Source organism: Bradyrhizobium sp. UFLA05-108, assembly GCF_059803455.1.
Genome location: NZ_JBANAZ010000106.1, coordinates 1 through 23,008, shown reverse-complemented (window position 1 = coordinate 23,008; position 23,008 = coordinate 1). Strand labels below are relative to the sequence as shown.

At 64.6% G+C, this 23,008-nt stretch carries 22 protein-coding genes; 14 read left to right on the top strand and 8 right to left on the bottom strand.

The features are described from left to right. Both SO140_RS42660 and SO140_RS42655 read right to left on the bottom strand, forming a co-directional pair. On the bottom strand, nucleotides 1-634 hold a 634-nt coding region (locus SO140_RS42660; protein ID WP_498544002.1), incomplete at its 3' end, for an FAD-binding protein. Nucleotides 635-841: 207 nt separating this feature from the next. Next, entirely contained in the window at nucleotides 842-1,648 is an 807-nt protein-coding gene (locus tag SO140_RS42655; RefSeq protein WP_449383230.1) for an undecaprenyl-diphosphate phosphatase, read from the bottom strand. Between the two features lie 168 nt (nucleotides 1,649-1,816). On the opposite strand from SO140_RS42655, the gene SO140_RS42650 reads away from it, so the two are divergent. From SO140_RS42650 to SO140_RS42640, 3 genes are all read left to right on the top strand, one after another. After that, a complete protein-coding gene (locus tag SO140_RS42650) occupies nucleotides 1,817-2,509 on the top strand; it encodes a glutathione S-transferase family protein (RefSeq protein WP_449383229.1) in 693 nt (230 codons plus the stop codon). Next, nucleotides 2,458-3,636 carry a tRNA epoxyqueuosine(34) reductase QueG gene (gene queG, locus SO140_RS42645; RefSeq protein ID WP_449383228.1) on the top strand — a complete coding sequence of 393 codons (1,179 nt, stop codon included), beginning with the start codon at nucleotides 2,458-2,460 and terminating at the stop codon, nucleotides 3,634-3,636. The genes SO140_RS42650 and queG overlap by 52 nt, the downstream gene beginning before the upstream one ends. Before the next feature lie 194 nt (nucleotides 3,637-3,830). Next, complete coding sequence (locus tag SO140_RS42640; protein WP_449383227.1) at nucleotides 3,831-4,628, top strand: acyl-CoA thioesterase domain-containing protein; 798 nt, start codon at nucleotides 3,831-3,833, stop codon at nucleotides 4,626-4,628. A gap of 97 nt (nucleotides 4,629-4,725) precedes the next feature. On the opposite strand, the gene SO140_RS42635 is transcribed toward SO140_RS42640, so the two are convergent. Next, nucleotides 4,726-5,193: a nuclear transport factor 2 family protein gene (locus SO140_RS42635; protein ID WP_449383226.1), complete on the bottom strand. Its 468-nt coding sequence runs from the start codon at nucleotides 5,191-5,193 to the stop codon at nucleotides 4,726-4,728. A gap of 146 nt (nucleotides 5,194-5,339) precedes the next feature. Next, a complete protein-coding gene (locus tag SO140_RS42630; protein WP_449383225.1) occupies nucleotides 5,340-6,140 on the bottom strand; it encodes an alpha/beta hydrolase in 801 nt (266 codons plus the stop codon). Nucleotides 6,141-6,379: 239 nt separating this feature from the next. On the opposite strand from SO140_RS42630, the gene infC reads away from it, so the two are divergent. After that, nucleotides 6,380-6,919: a translation initiation factor IF-3 gene (infC, locus tag SO140_RS42625; RefSeq protein WP_027528252.1), complete on the top strand. Its 540-nt coding sequence runs from the start codon at nucleotides 6,380-6,382 to the stop codon at nucleotides 6,917-6,919. Nucleotides 6,920-7,019: 100 nt separating this feature from the next. Here infC and SO140_RS42620 read toward each other — a convergent pair whose 3' ends face one another. Beyond that, nucleotides 7,020-7,421, bottom strand: a complete 402-nt coding sequence (locus tag SO140_RS42620; protein ID WP_449383224.1) for a hypothetical protein — start codon at nucleotides 7,419-7,421, stop codon at nucleotides 7,020-7,022. Between the two features lie 276 nt (nucleotides 7,422-7,697). On the opposite strand from SO140_RS42620, the gene rpmI reads away from it, so the two are divergent. The 6 genes from rpmI (at nucleotide 7,698) to SO140_RS42590 (ending at nucleotide 13,491) form a co-directional block, all read left to right on the top strand. Beyond that, complete coding sequence (rpmI, locus tag SO140_RS42615; RefSeq protein WP_008539890.1) at nucleotides 7,698-7,898, top strand: 50S ribosomal protein L35; 201 nt, start codon at nucleotides 7,698-7,700, stop codon at nucleotides 7,896-7,898. 80 nt (nucleotides 7,899-7,978) lie between these two features. Continuing rightward, nucleotides 7,979-8,338 (top strand): 50S ribosomal protein L20, encoded by a 360-nt coding sequence (gene rplT / locus SO140_RS42610; protein ID WP_449383223.1) that lies wholly within the window; start codon nucleotides 7,979-7,981, stop codon nucleotides 8,336-8,338. Nucleotides 8,339-8,553: 215 nt separating this feature from the next. After that, complete coding sequence (pheS, locus tag SO140_RS42605; RefSeq protein ID WP_449383222.1) at nucleotides 8,554-9,651, top strand: phenylalanine--tRNA ligase subunit alpha; 1,098 nt, start codon at nucleotides 8,554-8,556, stop codon at nucleotides 9,649-9,651. Nucleotides 9,652-9,872: 221 nt separating this feature from the next. Next, nucleotides 9,873-10,319 (top strand): endonuclease domain-containing protein, encoded by a 447-nt coding sequence (locus SO140_RS42600; protein WP_449383221.1) that lies wholly within the window; start codon nucleotides 9,873-9,875, stop codon nucleotides 10,317-10,319. Beyond that, nucleotides 10,316-12,724, top strand: a complete 2,409-nt coding sequence (gene pheT / locus SO140_RS42595; RefSeq protein ID WP_498544001.1) for a phenylalanine--tRNA ligase subunit beta — start codon at nucleotides 10,316-10,318, stop codon at nucleotides 12,722-12,724. Before SO140_RS42600 ends, pheT begins: the two co-directional genes overlap by 4 nt. Continuing rightward, nucleotides 12,721-13,491 (top strand): sulfite exporter TauE/SafE family protein, encoded by a 771-nt coding sequence (locus SO140_RS42590; RefSeq protein WP_449383219.1) that lies wholly within the window; start codon nucleotides 12,721-12,723, stop codon nucleotides 13,489-13,491. The genes pheT and SO140_RS42590 overlap by 4 nt, the downstream gene beginning before the upstream one ends. Nucleotides 13,492-13,563: 72 nt before the next feature. On the opposite strand, the gene SO140_RS42585 is transcribed toward SO140_RS42590, so the two are convergent. Next, nucleotides 13,564-14,946 carry a flavin monoamine oxidase family protein gene (locus SO140_RS42585; protein WP_449383218.1) on the bottom strand — a complete coding sequence of 461 codons (1,383 nt, stop codon included), beginning with the start codon at nucleotides 14,944-14,946 and terminating at the stop codon, nucleotides 13,564-13,566. Between the two features lie 190 nt (nucleotides 14,947-15,136). Between SO140_RS42585 and SO140_RS42580 the strand changes: the two genes are divergently transcribed. After that, a complete protein-coding gene (locus tag SO140_RS42580; protein WP_449383217.1) occupies nucleotides 15,137-16,120 on the top strand; it encodes a YiiX/YebB-like N1pC/P60 family cysteine hydrolase in 984 nt (327 codons plus the stop codon). A gap of 209 nt (nucleotides 16,121-16,329) precedes the next feature. Here SO140_RS42580 and SO140_RS42575 read toward each other — a convergent pair whose 3' ends face one another. Next, nucleotides 16,330-16,605, bottom strand: coding sequence for a metal-sensitive transcriptional regulator (locus SO140_RS42575; RefSeq protein WP_449383216.1), 276 nt, complete (start codon nucleotides 16,603-16,605; stop codon nucleotides 16,330-16,332). 85 nt (nucleotides 16,606-16,690) lie between these two features. Between SO140_RS42575 and SO140_RS42570 the strand changes: the two genes are divergently transcribed. Both SO140_RS42570 and nikR read left to right on the top strand, forming a co-directional pair. Next, complete coding sequence (locus SO140_RS42570; RefSeq protein WP_449383215.1) at nucleotides 16,691-19,156, top strand: heavy metal translocating P-type ATPase; 2,466 nt, start codon at nucleotides 16,691-16,693, stop codon at nucleotides 19,154-19,156. Nucleotides 19,157-19,227: 71 nt separating this feature from the next. Further along, entirely contained in the window at nucleotides 19,228-19,674 is a 447-nt protein-coding gene (nikR, locus tag SO140_RS42565; protein WP_449383214.1) for a nickel-responsive transcriptional regulator NikR, read from the top strand. A gap of 178 nt (nucleotides 19,675-19,852) precedes the next feature. On the opposite strand, the gene SO140_RS42560 is transcribed toward nikR, so the two are convergent. Further along, on the bottom strand, nucleotides 19,853-21,496 hold the full coding sequence (locus SO140_RS42560) for a S53 family peptidase (RefSeq protein WP_449383213.1): 1,644 nt from the start codon (nucleotides 21,494-21,496) through the stop codon (nucleotides 19,853-19,855). Nucleotides 21,497-21,765: 269 nt separating this feature from the next. On the opposite strand from SO140_RS42560, the gene SO140_RS42555 reads away from it, so the two are divergent. Further along, nucleotides 21,766-22,938 (top strand): phosphorylase family protein, encoded by a 1,173-nt coding sequence (locus SO140_RS42555; RefSeq protein WP_449383212.1) that lies wholly within the window; start codon nucleotides 21,766-21,768, stop codon nucleotides 22,936-22,938. The last annotated feature ends 70 nt before the right edge of the window (nucleotides 22,939-23,008 follow it).

The window sequence follows — 23,008 nt, the reverse complement described above, 5'->3', positions numbered from 1 at the left end:
TCCACGCCACCGAATAGGTCGCGGAGTCGCCGGCATCGAGCGCGCGAATCGCTGCATGCAGATCGGATGTCGAGATCACCCGCTCGCGAATCCAGCTGGTCTCGACCGGTCGGAGCCGCAGCGTCGCCTCGAGAATCATACCGGTCAGGCCCATGCCGCCGATCGTGGCGAGAAAGACATCTGGATTTTTCTCGCGCGACACCTCGATGGTCTCGCCCGCACCGGTCGCTAGCTGAATACTGTCGACATAGCGGCCGAAGCCGCCCTCGCAATGATGGTTCTTGCCGTGCACGTCGGCAGCGATGGCGCCGCCGACCGACACGAAGCGGGTGCCCGGCACGACGTAAGGCAGAAAGCCGCGCGGGCCAAAGGTGTCGATCATGTCAGACAGCAGCACGCCGGCCTCGAGGCGGACACGTCCGCTCGCCGGATCGAACGACCTGACCCGGTCGAAGGCGGTCATGGCGATGGTCTGGCTGGCGCCGATGCCGGCATCGCCATAGGCGCGGCCATTGCCCCGCGCGATGCCGCCGGAGGTCGCGGCGATGGCATCGCCGACCGCACCGAACGATCGCGGCGTCAGGAGGTCGGTATCGACGACCGGGAAACGTCCCCAGCCGCTGACGAGGGTCATAGTTCAGCTCCTGTGCCGCGCGCGCCGCCCGGCTCTGGAAACTGCCTACCAATCAAAAGCTTATTTTGCGTTGAAAGCGTGAGCGAGATTGCCGCGGCCGGGTCGCTCTGCGTGGTCCGGATGGAGCGCGGCGTCGTCCGGGAGCATGCCCCAAGCGATGCCGGCCCGGATTACGCTTTTGCTCCATCCGGGCAACGGGTCATAAGCCTACCGCCCCAGCGCCAGCGCGATCAGGCCGAGCGAGCCGACGATGACGCGCCACCAGGCGAACAGCGTAAAGCCGTGGCGCGTGACGTATTCGAGGAAGGTCTTCACCACGATGATCGCGGTGACGAACGACACCACGAAGCCGATCGCAACGATGCCCATGTGATCCATCGTCATCTCGGAACGGTTCTTGTAGAAGTCATAGGCGAACGCGCCGATCATGGTGGGGATGGCGAGGAAGAACGAGAATTCGGCCGCCGCGCGCTTGTCCGCCCCGAGCAGCATCGCGGCGACGATGCTGGCGCCCGAGCGCGACACGCCCGGAATCATCGCCAGGCATTGCGCGATGCCGATCAACAGATAGGTCAGAAGCGGAAACCGCGTCGCATCATGCTCGCGCGGCTTGAGATCGAGCTGATCGACCCAGAGCAGGATGGCACCGCCGACGATCAGCGTGAAGCATACCACCCAGGGATTGAAGAGCATGCTCTTGATGTATTTGCCGGCAACGAGGCCGACGATGACGGCCGGCAAGAACGCGACCAGCACGCCGATCACGAAGCGGCGCGCATAGGCATCGCCCGAGAACATGCCGATCGCGACATCCCACAATTTCTTGAAGTAGAGGCCGACGATCGCAAGGATCGCGCCGAGCTGGATCAGAACGGTAAAGGAGTCCCAGAAAGCGCCCTCACCAAGACCGAAGAACCGTTCGGCGAGCAGCAGGTGTCCGGTCGAGGAAACGGGGAGGAACTCGGTCACACCCTCGATGATGCCGAGGATCACTGCCCGTATTGCGTCTGACATATTTACGGTCCATTTCGGCTGGAAAAGCGGGGCTCTTCTCGCCTATTCGTCCCTCTGCCGCAATCGCTAAATGCGAGTTACACGGGGTTGCCTCGCGGTTTTGAAGGACTAGTGTGGCGCCGAACAAACATTGATGGATTCTTAATCACCCCCGACATAATCAAAAGCATGTTCACTCTGTTTCATCATCCGTTCTGTCCGCATTCGCGCTTCATTCGCCTGATCATCGGCGAGTACGGGCTCGACCTGAAGCTGGTGGAAGAGCGCGTCTGGGAACGGCGCGAGGCCTTTCTGACGCTCAATCCGGCGGGCACTACCCCGGTGCTGGCGACCGAGGAACAGCCATCCGTTCCTGGCGCCGCGATCATCGCCGAATATATCGACGAGGCCCATGGCGCCGCGATGGGCCTCAAGCGGCTGATGCCGGAAACAATTGCCGAGCGTATCGAGGTTCGGCGGCTGATGGCCTGGTTCAACGAGAAATTCTTCGAGGAAGTCTCGCATCCGCTCGTCACCGAACGCATCTACAAACGTTTCATGAGCGAGGAGAATGGCGGCGGTCCGCCCTCGGCAGACGTGATGCGCGCCGCCAAGGCCAATGTGCGCTATCATCTGGCCTATATCGGCTGGCTGGCGCAGACGCGAAACTTCCTCGCCGGCGACCGGCCGACCTATGCGGATCTCGCCGCCGCGGCACATCTTTCGGCGATCGACTATCTGGGCGACGTGCCATGGAGCGAGGACGACGCAGCAAAGGCGTGGTACGCGCGGGTCAAATCCCGCCCGTCATTCCGCCCGCTGCTGAGCGAATGGCTGGCCGGCGTGCCGGCGTCGCGGACCTACGTGGACCTGGATTTCTGACCGAACCCGATCTCTCTGACCTGAAGACGGCGCTGGCGCGCGAAGCGCAAGCGCTGGGCTTCGACTGCATCGGCGTCAGCGCGCCCGGTGCTATCGAAGGTGCCGGCCAACACTTCCTCGAGTTCATCGCGTCCGGTGCCCATGGCGACATGGAGTGGCTTGCGGCGCAGCCGGAGCGTCGCGTCGATCCGCGCGGTCTCTGGAGCGACGTGCGCTCCGTGATCATGCTCGGTGTCAATTACGGCCCCGATCAGGATCCGCTGGAGATCCTGAAGCAGCGCTCTCGCGCCGCGATCTCGGTGTATGCGCAAGGCGACGACTATCACGACCTGATCAAGAAGCGGTTGAAGGCGCTGGCGCGCTGGCTGGTCGCGACGGCGCCTTGCGAGGTCAAGGTATTCGTCGACACCGCCGCCGTGATGGAGAAGCCCTTGGCGCAGGCTGCGCGTCTCGGCTGGCAGGGCAAGCACACCAACCTCGTCTCGCGCGAGTTCGGCTCCTGGCTGTTTCTCGGCGCGATCTACACCACGCTCGATTTGCCGCGCGATGAGAGCGAGATCGATCATTGCGGCACATGCCGTGCGTGCCTCGACATCTGCCCGACTGCGGCATTCCCCGCACCCTACAAGCTCGATGCGCGGCGCTGCATCTCCTATCTGACGATCGAGAACAAGGGACCGATCCCGCACGAATTCCGTAAGGCGCTGGGCAATCGCATCTATGGCTGCGACGACTGCCTCGCCGCCTGCCCCTGGAACAAGTTCGCCAGAGAGGGCCGCGAGGCAAAGCTCGCCGCTCGCGAGGCGCTGCGCGCGCCTTGTCTGGCCGAGCTCGCGCGGCTCGACGATGCGGCGTTTCGTGAGCTATTCACGAAGTCACCCGTGAAGCGCATCGGCCGCAACCGCTTCCTGCGCAACGTGCTGATCGCGATCGGCAACTCCGGCGATGTGACATTGGCGGAGGAGGCGCGGCGGTTGCTGGACGATGCAAGCCCGCTGGTGCGAGGGGCCGCGGTGTGGGCGCTGGGACAGTTGATGGCGCGCGAGCAGTTTGCGGCGGTGAAGGCAAGCGCACTCATCGACGAGGGCGACGACAGCGTACGTGAGGAATGGCAAGCTGCTTCCTAACCCTCCGCTGTCATACCCCGCGAAAGCGGGGTATCCAGTACGCCGCGGCTTCTCCGTATTCGTCACTGCCTCTGGAATACTGGATCACCCGCTTTCGCGGGTGATGACAGCGGAGAATGAGGAGAACACGCACCGCTCCTGACCACGAAGCACCACCCTTGATTTCCCCACGCGTTCCTTCAAGCTCGCGCGTCATGACGAACACGCCCTTCTTCACGCGCACCGGCGACACATTCCATCCGACGGAAGTTGCCAACGGTCCCTGGGATCCGAAGTCGCTGCACGGGCGCGTCATCGTCGGCCTGCTCGCCTTCGGCATCGAGGAGCGCCATTGCGGTCCCGAGTTCGTGCCGGCGCGGCTGACGGTCGACATGTTTCGCCTGCCGACGATCGACAAGCCGATCGAGATCACCACGCGGCTCGTCCGCGACGGCCTGCGCATCCGCGTGGTCGAAGCTGATTTTGTCTCCGGCGGCGTCAGCATGGCGCGCGCCTCGTGCCAGCTCCTGCGCCGGACGCAAAATCCGGACGGCAACATCTGGTCGCCGCCGAACTGGGATGCACCCAAGCCTGCCGGGATTCCGCCGCCGACCGATCCGCGCCTCGGCATGCACGGCAAATGGACGACGCGCCCGATCGTCGGCCATATGGGCTCGCTCGGTCCGCGCCGACTCTGGATGAGCGAGGTGCGCGAGCTGGTCGACGGCTTTGCGCTGACGCCGTTCACGCGCGTCGCGGTGGCTGCGGATTTCGCCAGTCCCTTCGCCAATGCCGGCGATCAGGGGCTCGCCTTCATCAACGGCGACGTCACCGTGTATCTGCATCGCCTGCCGGTGACGGAATGGATCGGCTTCGAGGTGGTGAACCACCACTCCGCCGAGGGCATCGCGATCGGCGAATGCTGGCTCTATGACGAGCAGGGGCCGATCGGCACCTCGACGGTGGCCGCACTGGCACAGCGCAAGCCGATGCCGAATCCGTCGAAGCGGTAGAGGGCACGCTGCTGCGCTCCCTCCCCCCTTGCGGAGCAGGGAATGAGGGAGTGGCGCTGCCCTCACATAGGGAAGTCGCGCCCCGGAATGTAGAGACTCACGCCAGATGCCGCTTCATCTCCGGCAGCGCCTTCAGCGACGCGCCCTGCTTGGCGATGATTTTCGCGATGCGCTCCGGCGCGAAATTCAGGTCGACGAGGGCCGGCGCGGTGTTGGCGACCTCGTGATACTCCGCGATCCTGTCGTCCCTGAGCTTCATGATCGCGACGCCCTCGAACATGGCGCGCGCTCCCTTCGCCTCCGGCAACGTCGAGCGATAGCTGAAGGTGTAGCGGGCATAGAGCATCGTGCCGTCGGACACCGGCTCGTGCATGTCCCAGCGGAAATCGGTTGCCGTGCGATAGAACCAGTCTTCGATCATCTCGGCGATTTTGGCGCGGCCTGCGAAGGCGCCGTAGAACACGTCGTGATACACGCCGTCTTCGGTGAAGAGAGCGGCAAAAGCCTTGCCGTTGCGCTGCTCGACCGCGTCGCAGAACGCGCGCAGCATTGCGGTGATGGTCATCGGCCTCTCCTCCCTTCTCCGTCATCCCCGCGAAGGCGGGGCATCCAGTACGCCGCGGCCTCTCGGTTCAATCGCAGGCTTCTCGGAGTACTGGATCACCCGCTTTCGCTTTCGCGGGTGATGACGCTGTTAGACTTGGAAACACCTCACCCGATCTCTGCGACTGCGGCAAGGATGCGCGCGATGTCCTGCGGGCGCGACAGGCGGTGATCGCCGTCCTGGATCAGCGTCAGCACGACATCGTCGGCCGGCAGGCGGTGCGTCAGTGCGAAGGCATGTTGCCACGGCACGTCCGGGTCCTTGGCGCCCTGCAGGATGCGCACGGGACAGCCGACATCGATGGCGCTGCCGAGCACGCGATGGTTGCGGCCCTCCTCGATCAGGTTCCGCGTGATCGGATAGGGCGAGCCGTCACCGTATTCGGACGGCCTGAGCCAGAGACCCCTGGTCTCGATCTCCTGTTTCACGTCGGCCGGGAAATTCTTCCACATTAGCTCTTCGGTGAAATCAGGCGCCGGTGCGATCAACACCAGCCCCGCCAGCGATGCCTTGCCGCCGCGCTTCCTGATCTCGCGTGCGAGCAGCAGCGCCATCCAGCCGCCCATGGAGGAACCGATCAGAACTTGCGGCCCCGCGCAGAAGCGCTCGAACACCGCGACGCTTTCCTCGAGCCACCGTCCGATGGTGCCGTCGGCAAAATCGCCGCCGGATTCGCCATGGCCGGAATAGTCGAACCGGACCGAGGCGCGGCCATGCGCCGCCGCCCAATCGTCCAGCGCCACCGCCTTGGTGCCCTGCATGTCCGACTTGAAACCGCCGAGCCAGAACAGCCCTGGTTCCTTCCCTGGCCCCTTCCCCGACCGGGTGCGGACCGCGATCTTCCGTGGCGATGGGCCCTCGCCCACATCGATGAAGGTGGGAGCCTCGTTGGCAGTCGAATTCGTCATGGAACGTTTACTCTTGCTGTGCGGTTTGAGCTGACCGGTGCTCCCGCAACACGCCGGGATCGGCCTTTGGGACGCTTGCGGAACTGGGACAAGGTGTCTATGTCGAGCGGCGTGCGGATGGGCGTGACCAAAATGCCTCGCATTTGAGGGTTTTTCGGGCGTGGCAGGTGTGACTTGCTTGCCCGCAGACGCATCTTCCTTCAGACTACCCGCTTCGTTCACAACTTTGGAGAACCAACATTCGTCGTCCCAATAGAGCCCCGGCCCCTGCCGCCAAAGACGGGCCGCGCATCAATGATGATATTCGCAACGCGCAGATCCAGCTCATCGACCAGACCGGTGACAACAAAGGCACGGTCGAGACGATGATGGCCATCAAGATGGCCCAGGAAGCCGGCATGGATCTCGTGGAGATTTCGCCGAATACCAGCCCTCCCGTCTGCAAGATTATGGACTACGGGAAGTACAAGTATTCCGCCCAAAAAAAGGCCGCTGAAGCCCGCAAGCGCCAGAAGACCGTCGAGATCAAGGAGATCAAGCTCCGGCCGATGATCGACGATCACGATTACGACGTGAAGATGCGCGCGATGCAGCGGTTCTTCGAAGAGGGCGACAAGGTCAAGATCACGCTGCGCTATCGCGGCCGCGAAATGGCGCACCAGGAGATCGGCACCAAGCTTTTGGACAAGATCAAGAGCGACGTCGCCGAGCTCGCCAAGGTCGAGCAGGACGCCAGGTTCGAGGGCCGCCAGGTCGTCATGGTGCTGGCGCCGCGCTGAACCGGATTTAGCTCTTATGAGGTCAACGGCCCGTCAGCCATCTGGCGGGCCGTTTTGTTTTTCTGCGATCCACCCTTCGAGACGCCGTCTCGGCGACAGCTCACGTCCGCGTCGCCTGCCAAGTGCCGCTACAGCGGTCGCCGGAGATGATCCCATTCCAGGAGCCCGCACCGCCCCTACCTGCAAGCCGGCCGCCGCCGCTGGCATGGGAGGCGCCGACCGAGACCTGGACCGCAACGGAACCGGCGCGGTTGACCCTGCCGGACACTCGGCCGCCGCCGGCCGAGGTCACGCGGCCGCCAGTCACCGTGAACGGGACCATGTAGCCGGAGCTGCAATTGCCACGCGTGGTGGCGAAGGTGACGTTCCAGACCCCGTCATAGCCGCCAAGCCGGGCATGGGCAGTGGACGGCAGGACGGCAGCGCCGATCATGGCGAGAAGCGCGAGGGTGCCAAGGCGCGGAAGAACGCGAGACGAAAGCGACTGCGAAAAATGGGCCATTTTGGTCGGCCTCCAGACGGCAAGGCATGACAATAAGAGTGGCAACGTCAAATAGTCGGCGAGCCCGTTTCCGCGGTTCATCATTGCCAATTGGCCTCGTCTCTGCCATAAGCCCAGCCTTCATCGCCCGGCTGATTTAAGGGCTGCCGTGGCGATGCCCGTGCGGGTTTCGCGCTAGTTCGTAAAAACCTGAGCACAATCAACGCTCTAACGAGCATTTTTGACGGCCAGCCGCCTTCGCGGGCGGTATCCTGTTGTGGCCAGTAGGAGAGCCAAATGCCCAAGTTGAAGACCAAGTCGGGCGCTAAAAAGCGCTTCAAGGTGACTGCTACCGGCAAAGTGATGCACGCCCAGCGCGGCAAGCGTCACGGCATGATCAAGCGGACGAAGAAGCAGATCCGTCAGCTCCGCGGCACCCGCGTGCTGTTCAAGACCGACGGCGACAACGTCAAGAAGTACTTCTTGCCGAACGCCTGATCGCGTCCACGATCAATTCAGCCGAGCCGCGACTGTCCGCGGCGTTCCGAAACCAAAGTCATCTCTGAAGGATTTTTGTCATGTCTCGCGTCAAACGCGGTGTGACCGCCCACGCCAAGCACAAGAAAGTCTACAAGGCCGCCAAGGGTTTTTATGGCCGCCGCAAGAACACGATCCGCGCCGCCAAGCCGGCCGTCGAGAAGGCCGCGCAGTACGCCTTCCGCGACCGCAAGCGCAAGAAGCGCACCTTCCGCGCGCTCTGGATCCAGCGCATCAACGCTGCCGTCCGTCCGTTCGGCCTGACCTACAGCCGATTTATCGACGGCATGGCGAAGTCCGGAATCACCGTGGACCGCAAGGTGCTGTCGGATCTCGCGATCAGCGAGCCCGCCGCGTTCCAGGCGATCGCCGAGAAGGCCAAGGCCGCCCTTGCGGCGTAATGCGGCAACTGCCGCGCTGACGGCGTAAGCCGTCGTCCACTGTGCTCTGCGCAGCTTTCAGCTTGTGATGGCCCGGACAGAGGCGCGTTGTCGCGCTTTGGGTCCCGGCCGTCATCTCTCGCGCAAGCACACTTCTCAGACGTGGATGCCCGGCGAAACGCCGGGTGTGACGGGCTAGGAGCATCGGCTGAGCATCCTGGCCAAAAGGGATTGCCATGACCGATCTTACCAGCACCGATCTTGCCAACCTCGAATCCCAGATCATCGCCGATGTCGCGGCCGCCAACGATGAGGCCGCTCTCGAAGCCGTCCGCGTCGCTGCGCTCGGCAAGAAGGGTTCGATCTCCGCGCTGCTTGCCACGCTCGGAAAAATGTCGCCCGATGAGCGCAAGACGCAAGGCGCGGCGATCAACCAGGCCAAGGACAAGGTCGGCCAGGCGCTCGCCGCCCGGCGCGAGGTCCTGAAGTCGGCGGCGCTCGATGCACGGCTTGCCGCCGAGACCATCGACGTCACCCTGCCGCTGCGCGAGCCTGCGACTGAGGCCGGCCGCATCCACCCGCTGAGCCAGGTCTGGGACGAGCTGACCACGATCTTCGCCGACATGGGCTTTTCGGTCGCCGAAGGTCCCGATGTCGAGACCGACGACTACAACTTCACGAAGCTGAACTTCCCGGTCGGCCATCCGGCGCGCGAGATGCACGACACCTTCTTCTTCCATCCGAAGGAGGACGGCTCACGCATGCTGCTTCGCACCCACACCTCGCCGGTGCAGGTACGCACCATGCTGAGCCAGAAGCCGCCGATCCGCGTGATCTGCCCCGGCCGCACCTACCGCATCGATTCGGATGCGACCCACACGCCGCAGTTCCACCAGGTCGAAGGGCTGGTGATCGACAAGAGCTCGCATCTTGGCCACCTCAAATGGATCCTGCACGAGTTCTGCAAGGCGTTCTTCGAGGTCGATCACATCAACATGCGCTTCCGCCCGTCGTTCTTCCCGTTCACGGAGCCGTCGCTGGAAGTCGACATCCAGTGCCGCCGCGACAAGGGCGAGATCCGCTTCGGCGAGGGCGAGGACTGGCTGGAGATTTTGGGCTGCGGCATGGTGCACCCGAACGTGCTGCGCGCCTGCGGCATCGATCCCGACGAGTACCAGGGCTTTGCCTGGGGCATGGGCATCGACCGCATCGCCATGCTGAAATACGGCATCGCCGATCTGCGCCAGCTGTTCGACAGCGACGTCCGCTGGCTGTCCCACTACGGCTTCAAGCCGCTCGAGGTGCCGACCTTGGCGGGAGGGCTGAGCACGTGATGCTTGCGTGTTCATATGGGCTCACGAAGACTCTCACCGTTCCCGTCGTGGAGAGAGCCCTCTCCCTGCCCCTCCCCCGCAAGCGGGGGAGGGAATGGATAGACCGCGCTTGCAACGTCGATCTCATGGATACGTATTCTCTGCCCGCTCAACAGGTCGGACTCCCTCCCCCGCTTGCGGGGGAGGGCTGGGGTGAGGGTTGCTCCACGGTGGGGTTGCCGATGGTTGATCCTGAACACCCGGACTGGAAGATATCGGCCAAGCTGCGCGCAAATGCTCGCGCGCTGAGGCGCAACTCGACCGATGCCAAGCGGATCCTCTGGTCGGAGCTGCGCGCTGGCCGATTGAATGGCGCAAGCTTCCGACGTCAGGTGCCGATCGAACGCTCCGTCGCCGATTTCATCTGCCATGCGGCCAAGCTCGTCATCGAGCTCGATGGCGGCCAGCATTTCTCCGATGAAGGAGAACGTGCTGACGCGCGCCGCTCGGTGGTCATCGAAGCCAAAGGCTTCAAGGTGCTCCGCTTCAGCAATCACGATGTGATGACAAATCGCGGCGGCGTTCTCTCAACAATCGCGACTACCATCGCGGAGAGAGCCCCCACCCCCACCCTCCCCCGCAAGCGGGAGAGGGAGCAGACCGTTCCCGTGGAGAAAAACCAGCCATGAAATTCACTCTCTCCTGGCTGAAGGATCATCTCGACACCGACGAGACGCTCGACAAGCTCGCCGAGAAGCTCACCATGATCGGGCTCGAGGTCGAGAACATCGAGGACAAGGCGAAGGCGCTGAAGCCCTTTACGATCGCGAAGGTGATTTCCGCCGTGCAGCATCCGAATGCCGACCGCCTGCGCGTCTGCATGGTCGACACGGGTGACGGCGGTGCGCCGGTGCAGGTCGTGTGCGGTGCGCCGAATGCGCGCACCGGGCTCGTCAGCGTGTTCTCGGCCCCCGGCACCTACATTCCCGGCAAGGACATCACGCTCGGCATCGGGACCATCCGCGGCGTCGAGAGCCGCGGCATGCTGTGCTCGGCGGCCGAGCTGCAGATCTCCAATGATCACGACGGCATCATGGAATTGCCGGCGGACGCGCCGATCGGCGCGGGCTATGCCGAATGGGCGGGCCTCGGCGATCCCGTGATCGAGATCAATTTGACGCCGAACCGGCAGGACTGCACCGGCGTGCACGGCATCGCGCGCGACCTTGCCGCCGCCGACATGGGCAAGTTCAAGGACCCCACCATCAGACCCGTGAAGGGCGAATTCCCCTGCCCGGTGAAGGTGACGGTCGAGGACACCTCGCTGTGCCCGGGCTTTGCGCTGCGGCTGGTGCGCGGGGTGAAGAACGGCCCCTCGCCGGAATGGCTGCAGAAGCGGCTGACCGCGATCGGGCTGCGTCCGATCAACGCGCTGGTCGACATCACCAACTTCATGACCTTCGACCGCGCGCGTCCGCTGCACGTGTTCGACGCCAGGAAGGTGACGGGCAATCTCGTCGTGCGCCGCGCGCGCGACGGCGAAACCCTGCTCGCGCTCGACGGCCGCACCTACAATCTCGACTCCAACATCTGCGTGATCGCGGACCAGAACGGCGTTGAATCGCTCGCCGGCATCATGGGCGGCGAAGCCTCGGGCTGCGACGAGAACACCACCGACGTGCTGATCGAATCGGCGCTGTGGAACGAGATCAACATCGCGCAGACCGGCCGCAAGCTCGGCATCAATTCGGACGCGCGCTACCGCTTCGAACGCGGCGTCGATCCGGCCTTCATGGTGCCAGGGCTGGAGCTCGCGACGAAGCTCGTGATGGAGATGTGCGGCGGCGCGCCGTCGGAGACGTTCGTGACCGGCAAGGCCTTCGGCGATGACCGCGTGATCGAGTTCCCGCTGTCCGAGGTCAAGCGTCTCTCGGGCATCGAGGTGCCGCAGGTCGAGATGAAGCGGATTCTCACCCATCTCGGTTTCATGATGGCGGGCGCGGGTCCGACCGTGAAGGTCGCAGTGCCGTCCTGGCGCTCCGACGTGCACGGCAAGGCCGACATCGTCGAGGAGATCATCCGCATCTATGGCGTCGACAAGGTGCCGGAGACGCCGTTCGAGCGCGGCGAGGACGCGCGCAAGCCCGTGCTGACGCCGCTCCAGCTCCGCACGCGTCGCGCCAGGCGCGCGCTCGCGACCCGTGGCATGGTCGAGGCGGTGACGTGGTCGTTCATCGCCAAGCCGGCGGCCGAACTGTTCGGCGGCGGTCAGCGCGAGCTCGAGCTCGCCAACCCGATCGCATCCGATCTCTCCGACATGCGGCCCAGCCTGCTACCAGGCCTGATCGCCGCGGCGCAGGCCAATGCCGATCGCGGCTTTGGCGATGTCGCGCTGTTCGAGGTCGGCCAGCTCTTCAAAGGTGATCGTCCGCAGGATCAGTTCATGGCGGCGTCGGGCGTTCGTCGCGGCTTTGCATCATCGGAAGGTCTGGGGCGTCACTGGTCCGGCTCTGCCGCAGCCGACGCGCTCGATGCCAAGGCCGATGCGCTGGCGGTGCTAGCTGCGGCCGGCGCGCCGATGCAGGCGCTGCAGATCGTCGCGGGGGGACCAAAATGGCTGCACCCCGGCCGCTCCGGCACGATTCAGATCGGCCCGCAGAACGTGCTCGGCTATTTCGGCGAGATGCACCCACGCGCGCTGGAAGCACTCGGCGCCGACCGCCCCGTGATGGCGTTCGAGGTGATCCTCGACCGCATTCCCGAGGCCAAGAAGAAGCCGACGCGAGCCAAGCCCGTGATCGAGCTGTCGGCGTTCCAGCCGGTCTCGCGCGACTTCGCCTTCATCGTCGATCGCAGCGTGAAAGCTGCTGACATCGTGCGCACCGCGCAGGGCGTCGACAAGAAGCTGATCACCGCCGTGAACGTCTTCGACGTCTATGAGGGCAAGGGCATCGACGACGGCAAGAAGTCGATCGCGATTGCCGTGACGATCCAACCGCGCGAGAAGACGCTGACCGACCAGGAGATCGAGGCGGTTGCGGCGAAGATCGTCGCCGAGGTGACGAAGAAGACCGGCGGCACTCTTCGGGGATGAGTCTTTCCGACTTCCTCCCCAGGGATGTCAGTCTCGCCACTGCGATGGCGCTTTGCGCCGTCGCCTTCGTCTCGAGCACCGCGCGCGGCTTCTCGGGCTTCGGCTCGGCGCTGATCTTCATGCCGCTCGCCAGCAGCGTCGCGCCGCCGCGACTCGTCGCCGCCCTGCTCCTCATCATCGATTTCGTCGCCGCCGCGCCGTTGCTGCCGGATGCCTGGCGCAAGGCCGACCGCAAGGCGACTGCCGTGATCGTGCTGGGCGCGTTGATCGGCGTGCCCATCGGCACCTATTTCCTCAGCGTGCTCGACCCCGTAACGACGCGCTGGATCATCTCCTGCTTCGTCGCGGCGCTGCTGATTCTCCTGCTGTCGGGCTGGCGCTATCGCGGCAAGGATCACGCCTGGCTTTCGGTCGGCATCGGCGGCCTCTCGGGTTTCTGTAGTGGCCTGGCCCAGACCGGCGGCCCGCCGATCGTCGGCCACTGGCTCGGCCGTCCCATCGTGGCGACGGTCGCCCGCGCCAACATCGTGCTGTTCTTCGGCGCCTCGGATCTCTTCTCCATGGCGAGCTACGCAACGAGCGGCCTGATCACGCGCGATGCGCTCCTGCTCTCGCTCGTGGTGGGGCCGGTCTATGCGGCCGGCGTCGCCTTCGGCGCATCATTGTTCGGGCGTGCTAGCGAAAAGGTTTTCCGCGCGATCTGCTACATGCTGATTGCAATGGCCGTCATTTTCGGCCTGCCGGCGCTGGATGGGATTTTACGGTAGCTCTCTTCGCGAGTCGTCCCAGCGAAGGCCGGGACGACGAGCTGAGATTGAGGCGCTTGTCCGGGACGACGTCTAACGTTTTTGCCTCCGCTTCGTCGATTGCGTCGGCACCTCGGCCGGCTCATCCCTGAGCGCGCCGATGCGGCGCAGCGCGGCTTCGGCGGCGCGCTCGCCGCTCTCCCAGGCGCCATCGACGGTGCCCCAGAGCGTGTCGTGCGTGGCTTCGCCGGCGAGATAGATGCAACCGATCGGCTCGGTCAGGATCTTTCGCGAGAGCTGGCCGCCGGGCGCGGAGGCCGACATTGCGCCCATCACGAATGGCGAGGCATTCCAGCGCGTCGCGCTGACCTTCTTGATACCCGCAGTGGCCTCGCTACCGAACAGCTTTGTCAGCCAGTCCCTCGCGAATGCGGCCATCGCCTGCTCGCCCTGCTCCGACAGGTCGCGGCCGAAGGAGCCGCCGACGTCGATCGAGCACAGCGAGGAGCCGCCGATATTGGCGAACAAGAGCGCGGTGCGGGTCGAATTGCTCTGCTCGATCAGGATGTCGTCGCGCGCGAGCCCGAGCGGATTGCCGGGCAGCTGCAACACGATGTGATCGTAGCTGCCGAGGCTGAGCTTTGAGGCTGCGTCGAGCGTGCGCTTGGGGATATCGGGCGCGAACTTGATCGCGCCAGCCGTGAGCACGTTGGTCGAGACGGTGATGATGGCGGCGCGCGCGACGATCTTGCCGGCCGGCGTCTCGACGCTGACGTCGCGATTGCTCCAGAGGATGCGGCTTGCCGGCGTCGACAGCGCAACCGGCGCCTGCTCGCCGAGCTTGGCGATCAGCGTGCCCAGGCCCTGCTTGCAGGCGATCGCTGCGTTGCGGTCCTGCGCACGCGCCTTGTCGATGACCGAGAGCTCCTTGAGGTCCTTGCCGGCGAAATTCGCGCCCAGCAGGAATTCGGCCGTAGCCGCCCAGTCGCCGAGGTCCTTTGGCAGCACCGACGCGCAGGAGGTGTCGAGCTTGCCGCGCGAGGCCTCGTCGATGGCGCGATTGGCGCGCACCAGTGCCGCCAGGAATTCCTCGGTCTCGCCGGCGCGCGCGTTGCGGCGGCCGATGCGCATCTTCTGGCCGGCGGGGGCCGGCGACACGTCGAGCCCGACGCTGCGCGCAAGGCGGATCATCGGGTTGGTGTCGGGGTTGTGCATCCAGCGCGCGCCGCGATCGAATGCGGTATCGAACGTGGTGCTGTCGGTGATGCAGCGGCCGCCGATCTGGCTTGCCGCTTCCACCACCACGACCTTGCGATTGGCCGCCATCACTCGCCGCGCTGCAGCGATGCCCGCCGCGCCGGCCCCGATCACGACGATGTCAGCCTCGCGCGGCAGGGGTGCGGCGGCCGCGCGCAGGGTCGGTGCTACGGCGAACGCCGCCGACGCCGAGAGGAAGCTGCGGCGCGTGATTGTCATGTCATGGTTTCCGGGGACTTGAAGCGAACGGGAACAGCTAGCGAACCTTGCCGTATCTGGCGCAGCGCGGCAACCATCATGGTGAATCAATCGTACTTGATCGCCGTGCGCAATGAACCAAATTGCAACGCGTATCGACCATGATAGAGAAGGGAAAAAGGCAGCCGGAAAAGGCTGCGGGGAGCTCGCAATGGGGACCGTCCTAGACTCAGTCGGCAAGCTGATTGCCGCGTACCTCTCCAAGGAGGTGCCGGGCTACGAGCCGTTCACGCCGAGCGATCCCGAGCATCTTCGCGGCGTCATCCAGCCCGGCGACGTCCTGCTGGTCGAGGGCAACAACCGCATCTCCGGAATCATCAAATATCTCACGCAGTCGACCTGGTCGCATGCCGCGCTTTATGTCGGCCCCGTCGAGGGCGCCGAAGAGTCCGACGGCGAGCAGCACGTGCTGATCGAGGCCAATATCGGCGAAGGCGTCACCTCGGCTCCGCTCTCGAAATATTATCCGTATCACACAAGGCTGTGCCGTCCGGTGGGACTGTCCTACGAGGACCGTACCACCGTCTGCCGCTACGCAATCAACCGCATCGGCTTCGGCTACGACACCAAGAACATCCTGGACCTGATGCGCTTTCTGTTTCCGCTGCCGATCCCGCAGCGTTGGCGGCGGCGCATGATCGCGATTGGCTCGGGCGATCCGACCAAGATCATCTGCTCGGCGCTGATCGCGCAGGCCTTCGATGCCGTGCGCTATCCGATCCTGCCCAAGATCACCAAGGCCGGCAGCCGGCAGGCGCGCCGCGAGATCCTCCATATCCGCGATTCCTCGCTCTACATGCCCCGCGACTTCGACATCTCGCCCTATTTCGAGGTCGTCAAACCCACCATCGTGCACGGCTTCGACTACACAACCCTGCACTGGGCCGACAAGCAGAAGCCGCTCGAGGAGGTAGCGGGCACTTTCAGTGTGTTTCCAGAAACGCTCCGTTCGCCGCCGCTCGTTCCTGAAGCGCTTGACGAAGAAACGCCGGCTGAAGTTCCGGCTCAAGAAGTGAGTGCGGCCAAGGCCGTCACCGCCGCGCGCGTTTCCGTCAGGGAACGCTTTCCGTTTTTGAAGAGCATCGCCATGTATCGCCCAAGGCGCCGCGCGCGGACGCGCGATGTCGCGGCGTAGTGCCAGCCCCGAGGTCGTCCTGGCGAAAGCCTGGGGATGTGTATCTTGGGGACTCGCTGTAGCGGGAAGCGCTTCGGCCTCTCACCGCTGTCATTCCCCGCGAAAGCGGGGAATCCAGTACGCCGTGGCTCATCGATTCATAACGAACCTCTCGGAGTACTGGATCGCCCGGTCAAGCCGGGCGATGACGGTTGAGCGTGTGGCGACCGCTACCGTTCCGCGCGGCTGATAACCGCCATCAGCTCCGCGATCTTTTCCCGCTGATCCGTCTTGCTCCCGCTCGAGATCGCGTGTTCGACGCAGTGGGCGACGTGGTCTTTCAGGATCTCCTCCTCGACCCGGCGCAGCGCGGCGCGCACGGCGGAAATCTGCGTCACGATATCGATGCAGTAGCGGTCCTCCTCGACCATCTTGGAGAGGCCGCGGACCTGCCCTTCGATCCGGCCGAGACGTTTACCGACGGATGCCTTGATGTCCTTGCGCATGACGTCTATATACCCCTACCGGGTATGGGTTGCAAGGCCGGAGCCAAGACCGAGCCAAGACCGGAACCAAGGCCGGAGCGCTGGAATGGACGAAGCCGAACACAAACGGGTCGACGCAACCGCTAACCACACCGGATGCGGTTGTTCCGCCAAGGCTGCCCCGCCAGTGAAAATGCCCGCGGCATCATCCTGCTGCAGCGGCCATGGCGATCATTCCGGCCACGCCCATCACCATCACGCTGCGTCCAGCGACAAGGTCCGCGACCCCGTTTGCGGCATGACGGTCGATCCCGCGACATCGAAGCACCGCTTCGAACATCACGGCGAGACCTTCCATTTCTGCTCCGCCGGCTGCCGCACCAAATTCGCGGCCGATCCCGCCAAATATCTCGCCAAGGGAACGGAAGAGCAAAAGGCGAGCGACCCCAAGATGCCTGCGGGCACCATCTATACCTGCCCGATGCATCCCGAGATCCGCCAGGTCGGTCCCGGAAGCTGCCCGACCTGCGGCATGGCGCTGGAGCCGGAAGTGGCGAGCCTCGACACCGGCCCCAATCCGGAGCTTGCCGACATGACGCGGCGATTCTGGATCGGCGGCGCGCTGGTGCTGCCGGCGGTCGTGCTGGAGATGGGCGGCCACCTCGCCGGCCCGCACAACTGGATTGATCCGACGCTCTCGAACTGGATCCAGCTCGTGTTCGCCACACCCGTCGTGCTGTGGGCCGGCTGGCCGTTCTTCGTGCGCGGCTGGCAATCGCTGGTCACGCGCAACCTCAACATGTTCACGCTGATCGCGATCGGCACGGTTGTCGCTTACGTCTACAGCCTGTTCGGGACGCTGGCGCCGCAGATCTTTCCGGCAAACTTCAGGGGGCACGACGGCGCGGTCGCGGTCTATTTCGAAGCGGCCGCTGTCATCACAGTGCTGGTGCTGCTCGGCCAGGTATTGGAGCTGCGCGCCCGCGACGCGACGTCGGGCGCGATCAAGGCGCTGCTGCAGCTTGCGCCGAAGACCGCACGGCGCATCGACGCCGACGGCGGCGAGCACGAGGTCGAGATCGACACGCTTCATGCCGGCGACCGCTTGCGCGTCCGCCCCGGCGAGAAGGTGCCGGTCGACGGCGTTCTGCTGGAGGGGCGTTCCGCGCTCGATGAATCCCTCGTCACCGGCGAATCCATGCCGGTCGCCAAGGAGGCCGGCGCAAAGGTCATCGCGGGGACACTTAACCAGTCCGGCAGCTTCATCATGCGCGCCGAGATGGTCGGGCGCGAGACACTGCTGTCGCAGATCGTGCAGATGGTCGCCGACGCCCAGCGCTCGCGCGCGCCGATCCAGCGTCTCGCCGACCAGGTCGCAGGCTGGTTCGTGCCGACGGTGATCGCCGTCGCCGTCATTGCCTTTGCCGCATGGGCCTGGTTCGGCCCGGAGCCGCGGCTCGCCTTCGGCCTAGTGACGGCCGTCAGCGTGCTCATCATCGCCTGCCCCTGCGCGCTCGGGCTCGCGACACCGATGTCGATCATGGTCGGCGTCGGCCGCGGCGCTCAGGCAGGCGTCTTGATCAAGAACGCCGAAGCGCTGGAACGGATGGAGGAGATCGACACGCTCGTGGTCGACAAGACGGGCACGCTGACCGAGGGCAAGCCGAAGGTGGTCGCGATCGTCCCCGCTGTCGGATTTGCCGAGGACGATCTCCTCCGCCTCGCTGCAAGCGTCGAGCGCGCCAGCGAGCATCCGCTGGCGGATGCGATTTTGCGCGCGGCAACGGAGAAGCAGCTCGGACTCGGCGCGGTCGATCAGTTCGATTCGCCGACCGGCAAGGGTGCGACCGGCAAGGTCGACGGCAAGACCATCGTGCTCGGCAACGCAAAATATCTAAGCTCGATCGGCATCGACACGACGCCGCTCGATGCGGAAGCAGAGCGGCTGCGCCAGGACGGCGCAACCGTCATCAACATGGCGGTCGATGGCAGGCTGGCCGGGCTGTTCGCGATCGCAGATCCGGTCAAGGCGACGACGCCGCAGGCCCTGAAGGATCTCGCCGCCGAGGGCATCAAGGTGATCATGCTGACGGGCGACAACCGCACCACGGCCGAGGCCGTCGCGCGCAGGCTCGGCATCGCCGACGTCGAAGCCGAGGTGCTGCCGGATCAGAAGAGCGCGGTCGTGACCAGGCTTCAGACATCCGGGCGCACCGTCGCGATGGCCGGCGACGGCGTCAACGATGCCCCGGCGCTGGCCGCGGCCGAGGTCGGCATCGCCATGGGCACGGGCACGGACGTGGCCATGGAAAGCGCCGGCGTCACCCTGCTCAAAGGCGATCTCACCGGCATCGTGCGCGCGCGAAAACTGTCGCAGGCGACGATGCGCAACATCCGGCAAAACCTGTTCTTCGCCTTCATCTACAACGCGGCCGGCATCCCGATCGCGGCCGGCATCCTCTATCCGGCCTTCGGCATCCTGCTGTCGCCGATCATCGCGGCCGCCGCGATGGCGCTGTCGTCGGTCAGCGTCGTCGGCAACGCGCTCCGGCTTCGAGCAACACGGCTGTGACGCCTGCGAAATCCGTGTAGAACGGTTTCGTTGATGCCGCGTGACATCGCGCGGCGCGCGGGGAGCGTTCCATGCAGCGGGTGACGATCACGATCGAGGACGATTTGCTGGCGGAGATCGATGCGGCGGCCGTGGCGCGCGGCTACCAGAACCGCTCGGAGATCATCCGCGACCTCGCCAGGGCGGGGTTGCAGCAGACGGCGGAGGACACCGCGCAGACCGGTCCCTGCGTTGCCGGCCTCGTCTATGTCTACGACCACGCGGCGCGCGATCTCTCCAAACGCCTGGTGCAGGAATTCCACGGCCATCACGACCTCGCGCTCGCCACGCTGCACGTCCATCTCGACGACGACAATTGCATGGAGATGACGGCGCTGAGGGGATCCGCCGACGAGGTCAAGCATTTCGCCGACCACATCATCGCCGAACGCGGCGTGCGCTACGGCCGCGTGGTGATGATCCCGACGGGCGAAGGGAAGGCGAAGCCGCGCAAGCACGCGCATAAGCATGGCTCATAGCGAGATTCTCCTGCCCCGGACGCGGCGCAGCGCTCCTTCAGCGGTGCGCTGCAGAGCCGGGGCCCACAGCCCGGGGTGAGATGGGTCCCGGCTCTGCGTCGCGTCCGGGACGCGAGAGCTGAGGCAAACGCACCAGCTCTCGGCCCTCGGAGCAGACGCGTCTCAAAACAAGCGTGAATCACGCCGCCAAGAGATCCTGCAAGGCCGTACCGTTGGGAACGCCGAGACCGGAGCAGGCGTCCCAACCGGGGCCGGCCTTGTACATGCCGCGCAACTGACCGGTGATGTCGTTGTTGCCGCTGGTGATGTCGCGGAACGCGCCTTGCGCGCCGGCTGCGTAGATCAGCGGATTGATGAAGCCGACCGTCTTGCCGAACTTCCTGGTCGTCGCCTCATTGATCCGCGCGATCAACCCGGCCATCAGTGGCGCCACCGCGCTGGTGCCGCCGATCGTGGCACCGGCGCCGTTGAGGAAGATCTGATAGCCGGTGGCCGGATCGGCGTCGCCCGCGACGTCGGGCACTCCGCGCCCGCTGTGACGCGCCGGCGATTTCGGGACATGGGCGTTGGCCTGGTATTTCGGCTGGGCGAATACGACGCTGACGCCGCCGCCCCCCGCGCCATCTTGCGGCCCACCGTTCCAGACCACCTCCTGGATCTGGCCGTTCGGCGCCTTGAGATTGGTGCCGCCGCAGGCCAGCGCAAACGGGCTCGACGCCGGGAAATCCGCATGCGGCTTGCCGTCCCAGTCCGAACCCATGTCGGCCGAGCCGTTGTCGCCGGAGGCGACACAGACGGTGACACCCATCGCCGCCGCGTCGCGGATCGCTTCATTCAGACCGTCGAGGAACTGCTGTGAGTTTTCCGGATCTTCGGGGCCGCCCCAGCTGATCGAGATCACAGACGGCTTTCGCGCGCTGTCGTGGACCGCGGCTTTCACCGCATCGATGAAGCCGTTGGTGGTGTTGGGCGCGAAATAGACCACGATCTTGGCCCCGGGCGCGATGGCGCCCGCAACCTCGATATCGAGCACGACCTCGCCATCGGCATCGGAATGGCCGGGCTTGTTGGCGCCGCCATCGACGCTCGCCGGCGCGATCTGCGGCATCGGGATTCCCGCCTTCTTGAAGAACGTCTTCAGGTCCGAGGTCTTGTAACCGGCTCCTGTCGGCTTGCCCTTCTGGTCGATGTCGTTGAGCTCGATGATGGCGATGCACTGGCCGGCGCCAGTCTCGCCGTCCGGGAAGTTGTAGAGCTGGGCGATCTGCTCGACCGAGAAGCTGCGGCTCTGCGCCGCGTGCGCGATCGCCGCCCGTCCGATCCGCTTGTGCCGGAAGTGCGGACGCGCGACCGGACGATTGTCCAGCCCGTGCACGCCAATGACGATACCCTCGAGCTCGGCCGGAATCTGCACGCTGCCCTTGCGCATCCGATAGGTCGCACCCTCGTGCTTGACCTTGTTGAGCTTGACGCCGAAGGCCGCGCTGAGTGCCTTCACCGTGCCGGTCAGCTTCACCGTGCGCGAGGCCAGATGCACGCTCTTGACGTTGAGGTCGTGGTGATGCGCAAAATTGTCGATCTTGGAGACGTCGGCGGGATCGGCGCCCATCTGCTCGGCAAATTGGGCGCGAGAAAAATATTGTCGCTCACGCGGCAGTTGTGCACCCAGCGCCATCACGGTCTCGTCGTCGGAGCGCTTGGCGCGCAGGCGGACGCTGATCTCAATCTCCTGCTTGGGATCGGCCGCGCCGATCAGCTTGGCCCCCTTCGGCAACTTCCGTGCGCTGTTCGCCAGTACCACGCGTTTCATCGTGCCTGCCATGACTTCCTCCGCTTGTGATTGGAAGGGCGATTGCCGGTATTCAACTATAGGTGTAATCTGAGATCGAATTTGGTTCAGATGCCGGACGATATTTTTCACGAAAACCTTTGTCTTACCGATCAAAACATCGACAGCTTCAATCCGGAACAGAATTGGTCAGTGGCTCGGACCAATTGAGATCGGCGAACTCGATTTAAAATTGCAACCGTCGGTCCGCTTGGCCGACCAATGGAAGATACTGTCAAATCATTTGGCGCAGGAGTTTAGCGATGCTGGCTGACCGCAAATGGGTTCAGAGAAATCTGGGTTTCGATCCGATCACGACACCGCCGCCGCGCGCGACCTATGCGGTCAAGCGCCTGGCGGATGCAGCGGTGAAGCGGTCGGCAAAAGTTTCGCCGGAAGATTTTCAGCGCGAGATCATCGATTTCGATTCGGAATCGCCCGCAGGCCGCGAGTTCATGGCGTTCTCTACCGCGACCGGCCTGTCGCGCTTCACCGACATTCCCTGGCCGAAAGGGCTCGCGCCGCAGACCGGGCCGAAGCCGAGGGGCAACGGCAACAGCCCGTTGCCGCGCGGTGACGTGCTGGTGGTGACCTGGACCGTCGACGAGGGCCATGCGCTGAGCCGCGTGCTGACGCCGGGCAAGGACTCCCGCAACGACTACCTGCCCTACAAGCACAATTTCGCAACCATCTCGAAGAAGATGCGCAATGGCTGCCCGGCCATGGAGCTGAAGCGGCTCGGCACCTACTGGACCACGATGATCGGCAAGAAGAAGGTCGTGATCTTCAAGTCCGATTCGCACATGTCGCAGGACGGCCCGCAACTGCCGAACATCGACGTGTGGCGCCAGATCATCCAGGAGGTGCAGCCCTCGCTCGTCATCACCACGGGAACCGCCGGCGGCATCGGCAAGGAGGTCGAGGTCGGCGACGTCATCGTCAGCCCGATCGTTCGCTTCGACTGCATGTCGAAATTCAAGAAGCAGCCATTCGCGCAGGAGCATTTCTCGAGCAAGTCGGCGAAGACGACGCGCTTTGCAGAGGCCAGGACGCTGTTCAAGGCCAATGCCGGGCAACTGCCGAAGGACAATACGCGGCCACCGAAAATCTTCGTGGTGAAGCCGAGCGGATTGAGCTCGTCGGTGGTCACCACCGATTTCTTCGGCTTCGATACCTCGGACGATCATTTCCATCTCCAAGGCCTCGGCGACGTCTCCGAGATGGGCGATGCGATCCTGGGCCTCGTCGCCAAGGACATGGGCGCGAAGGCACCGCGCTGGCTTGCGATCCGCAACGTCTCCGACCCGCAGATCAAGGCCGAGGGCACACTGAAGCAGCAGGAGCAGGTCGCAGCCCAGATCTACAAGGGTTTTGGCCGCTGGAGCTCGGTCTGCAGCGCGATCACCTGCTGGGCCACCATCGCAGCCGAGCACTAATCTTACTGAGTCAGAAATCCACGGACCAAGCTGGGTGAGAATCGCATATTGAAGGAGATTCAACGCGAGA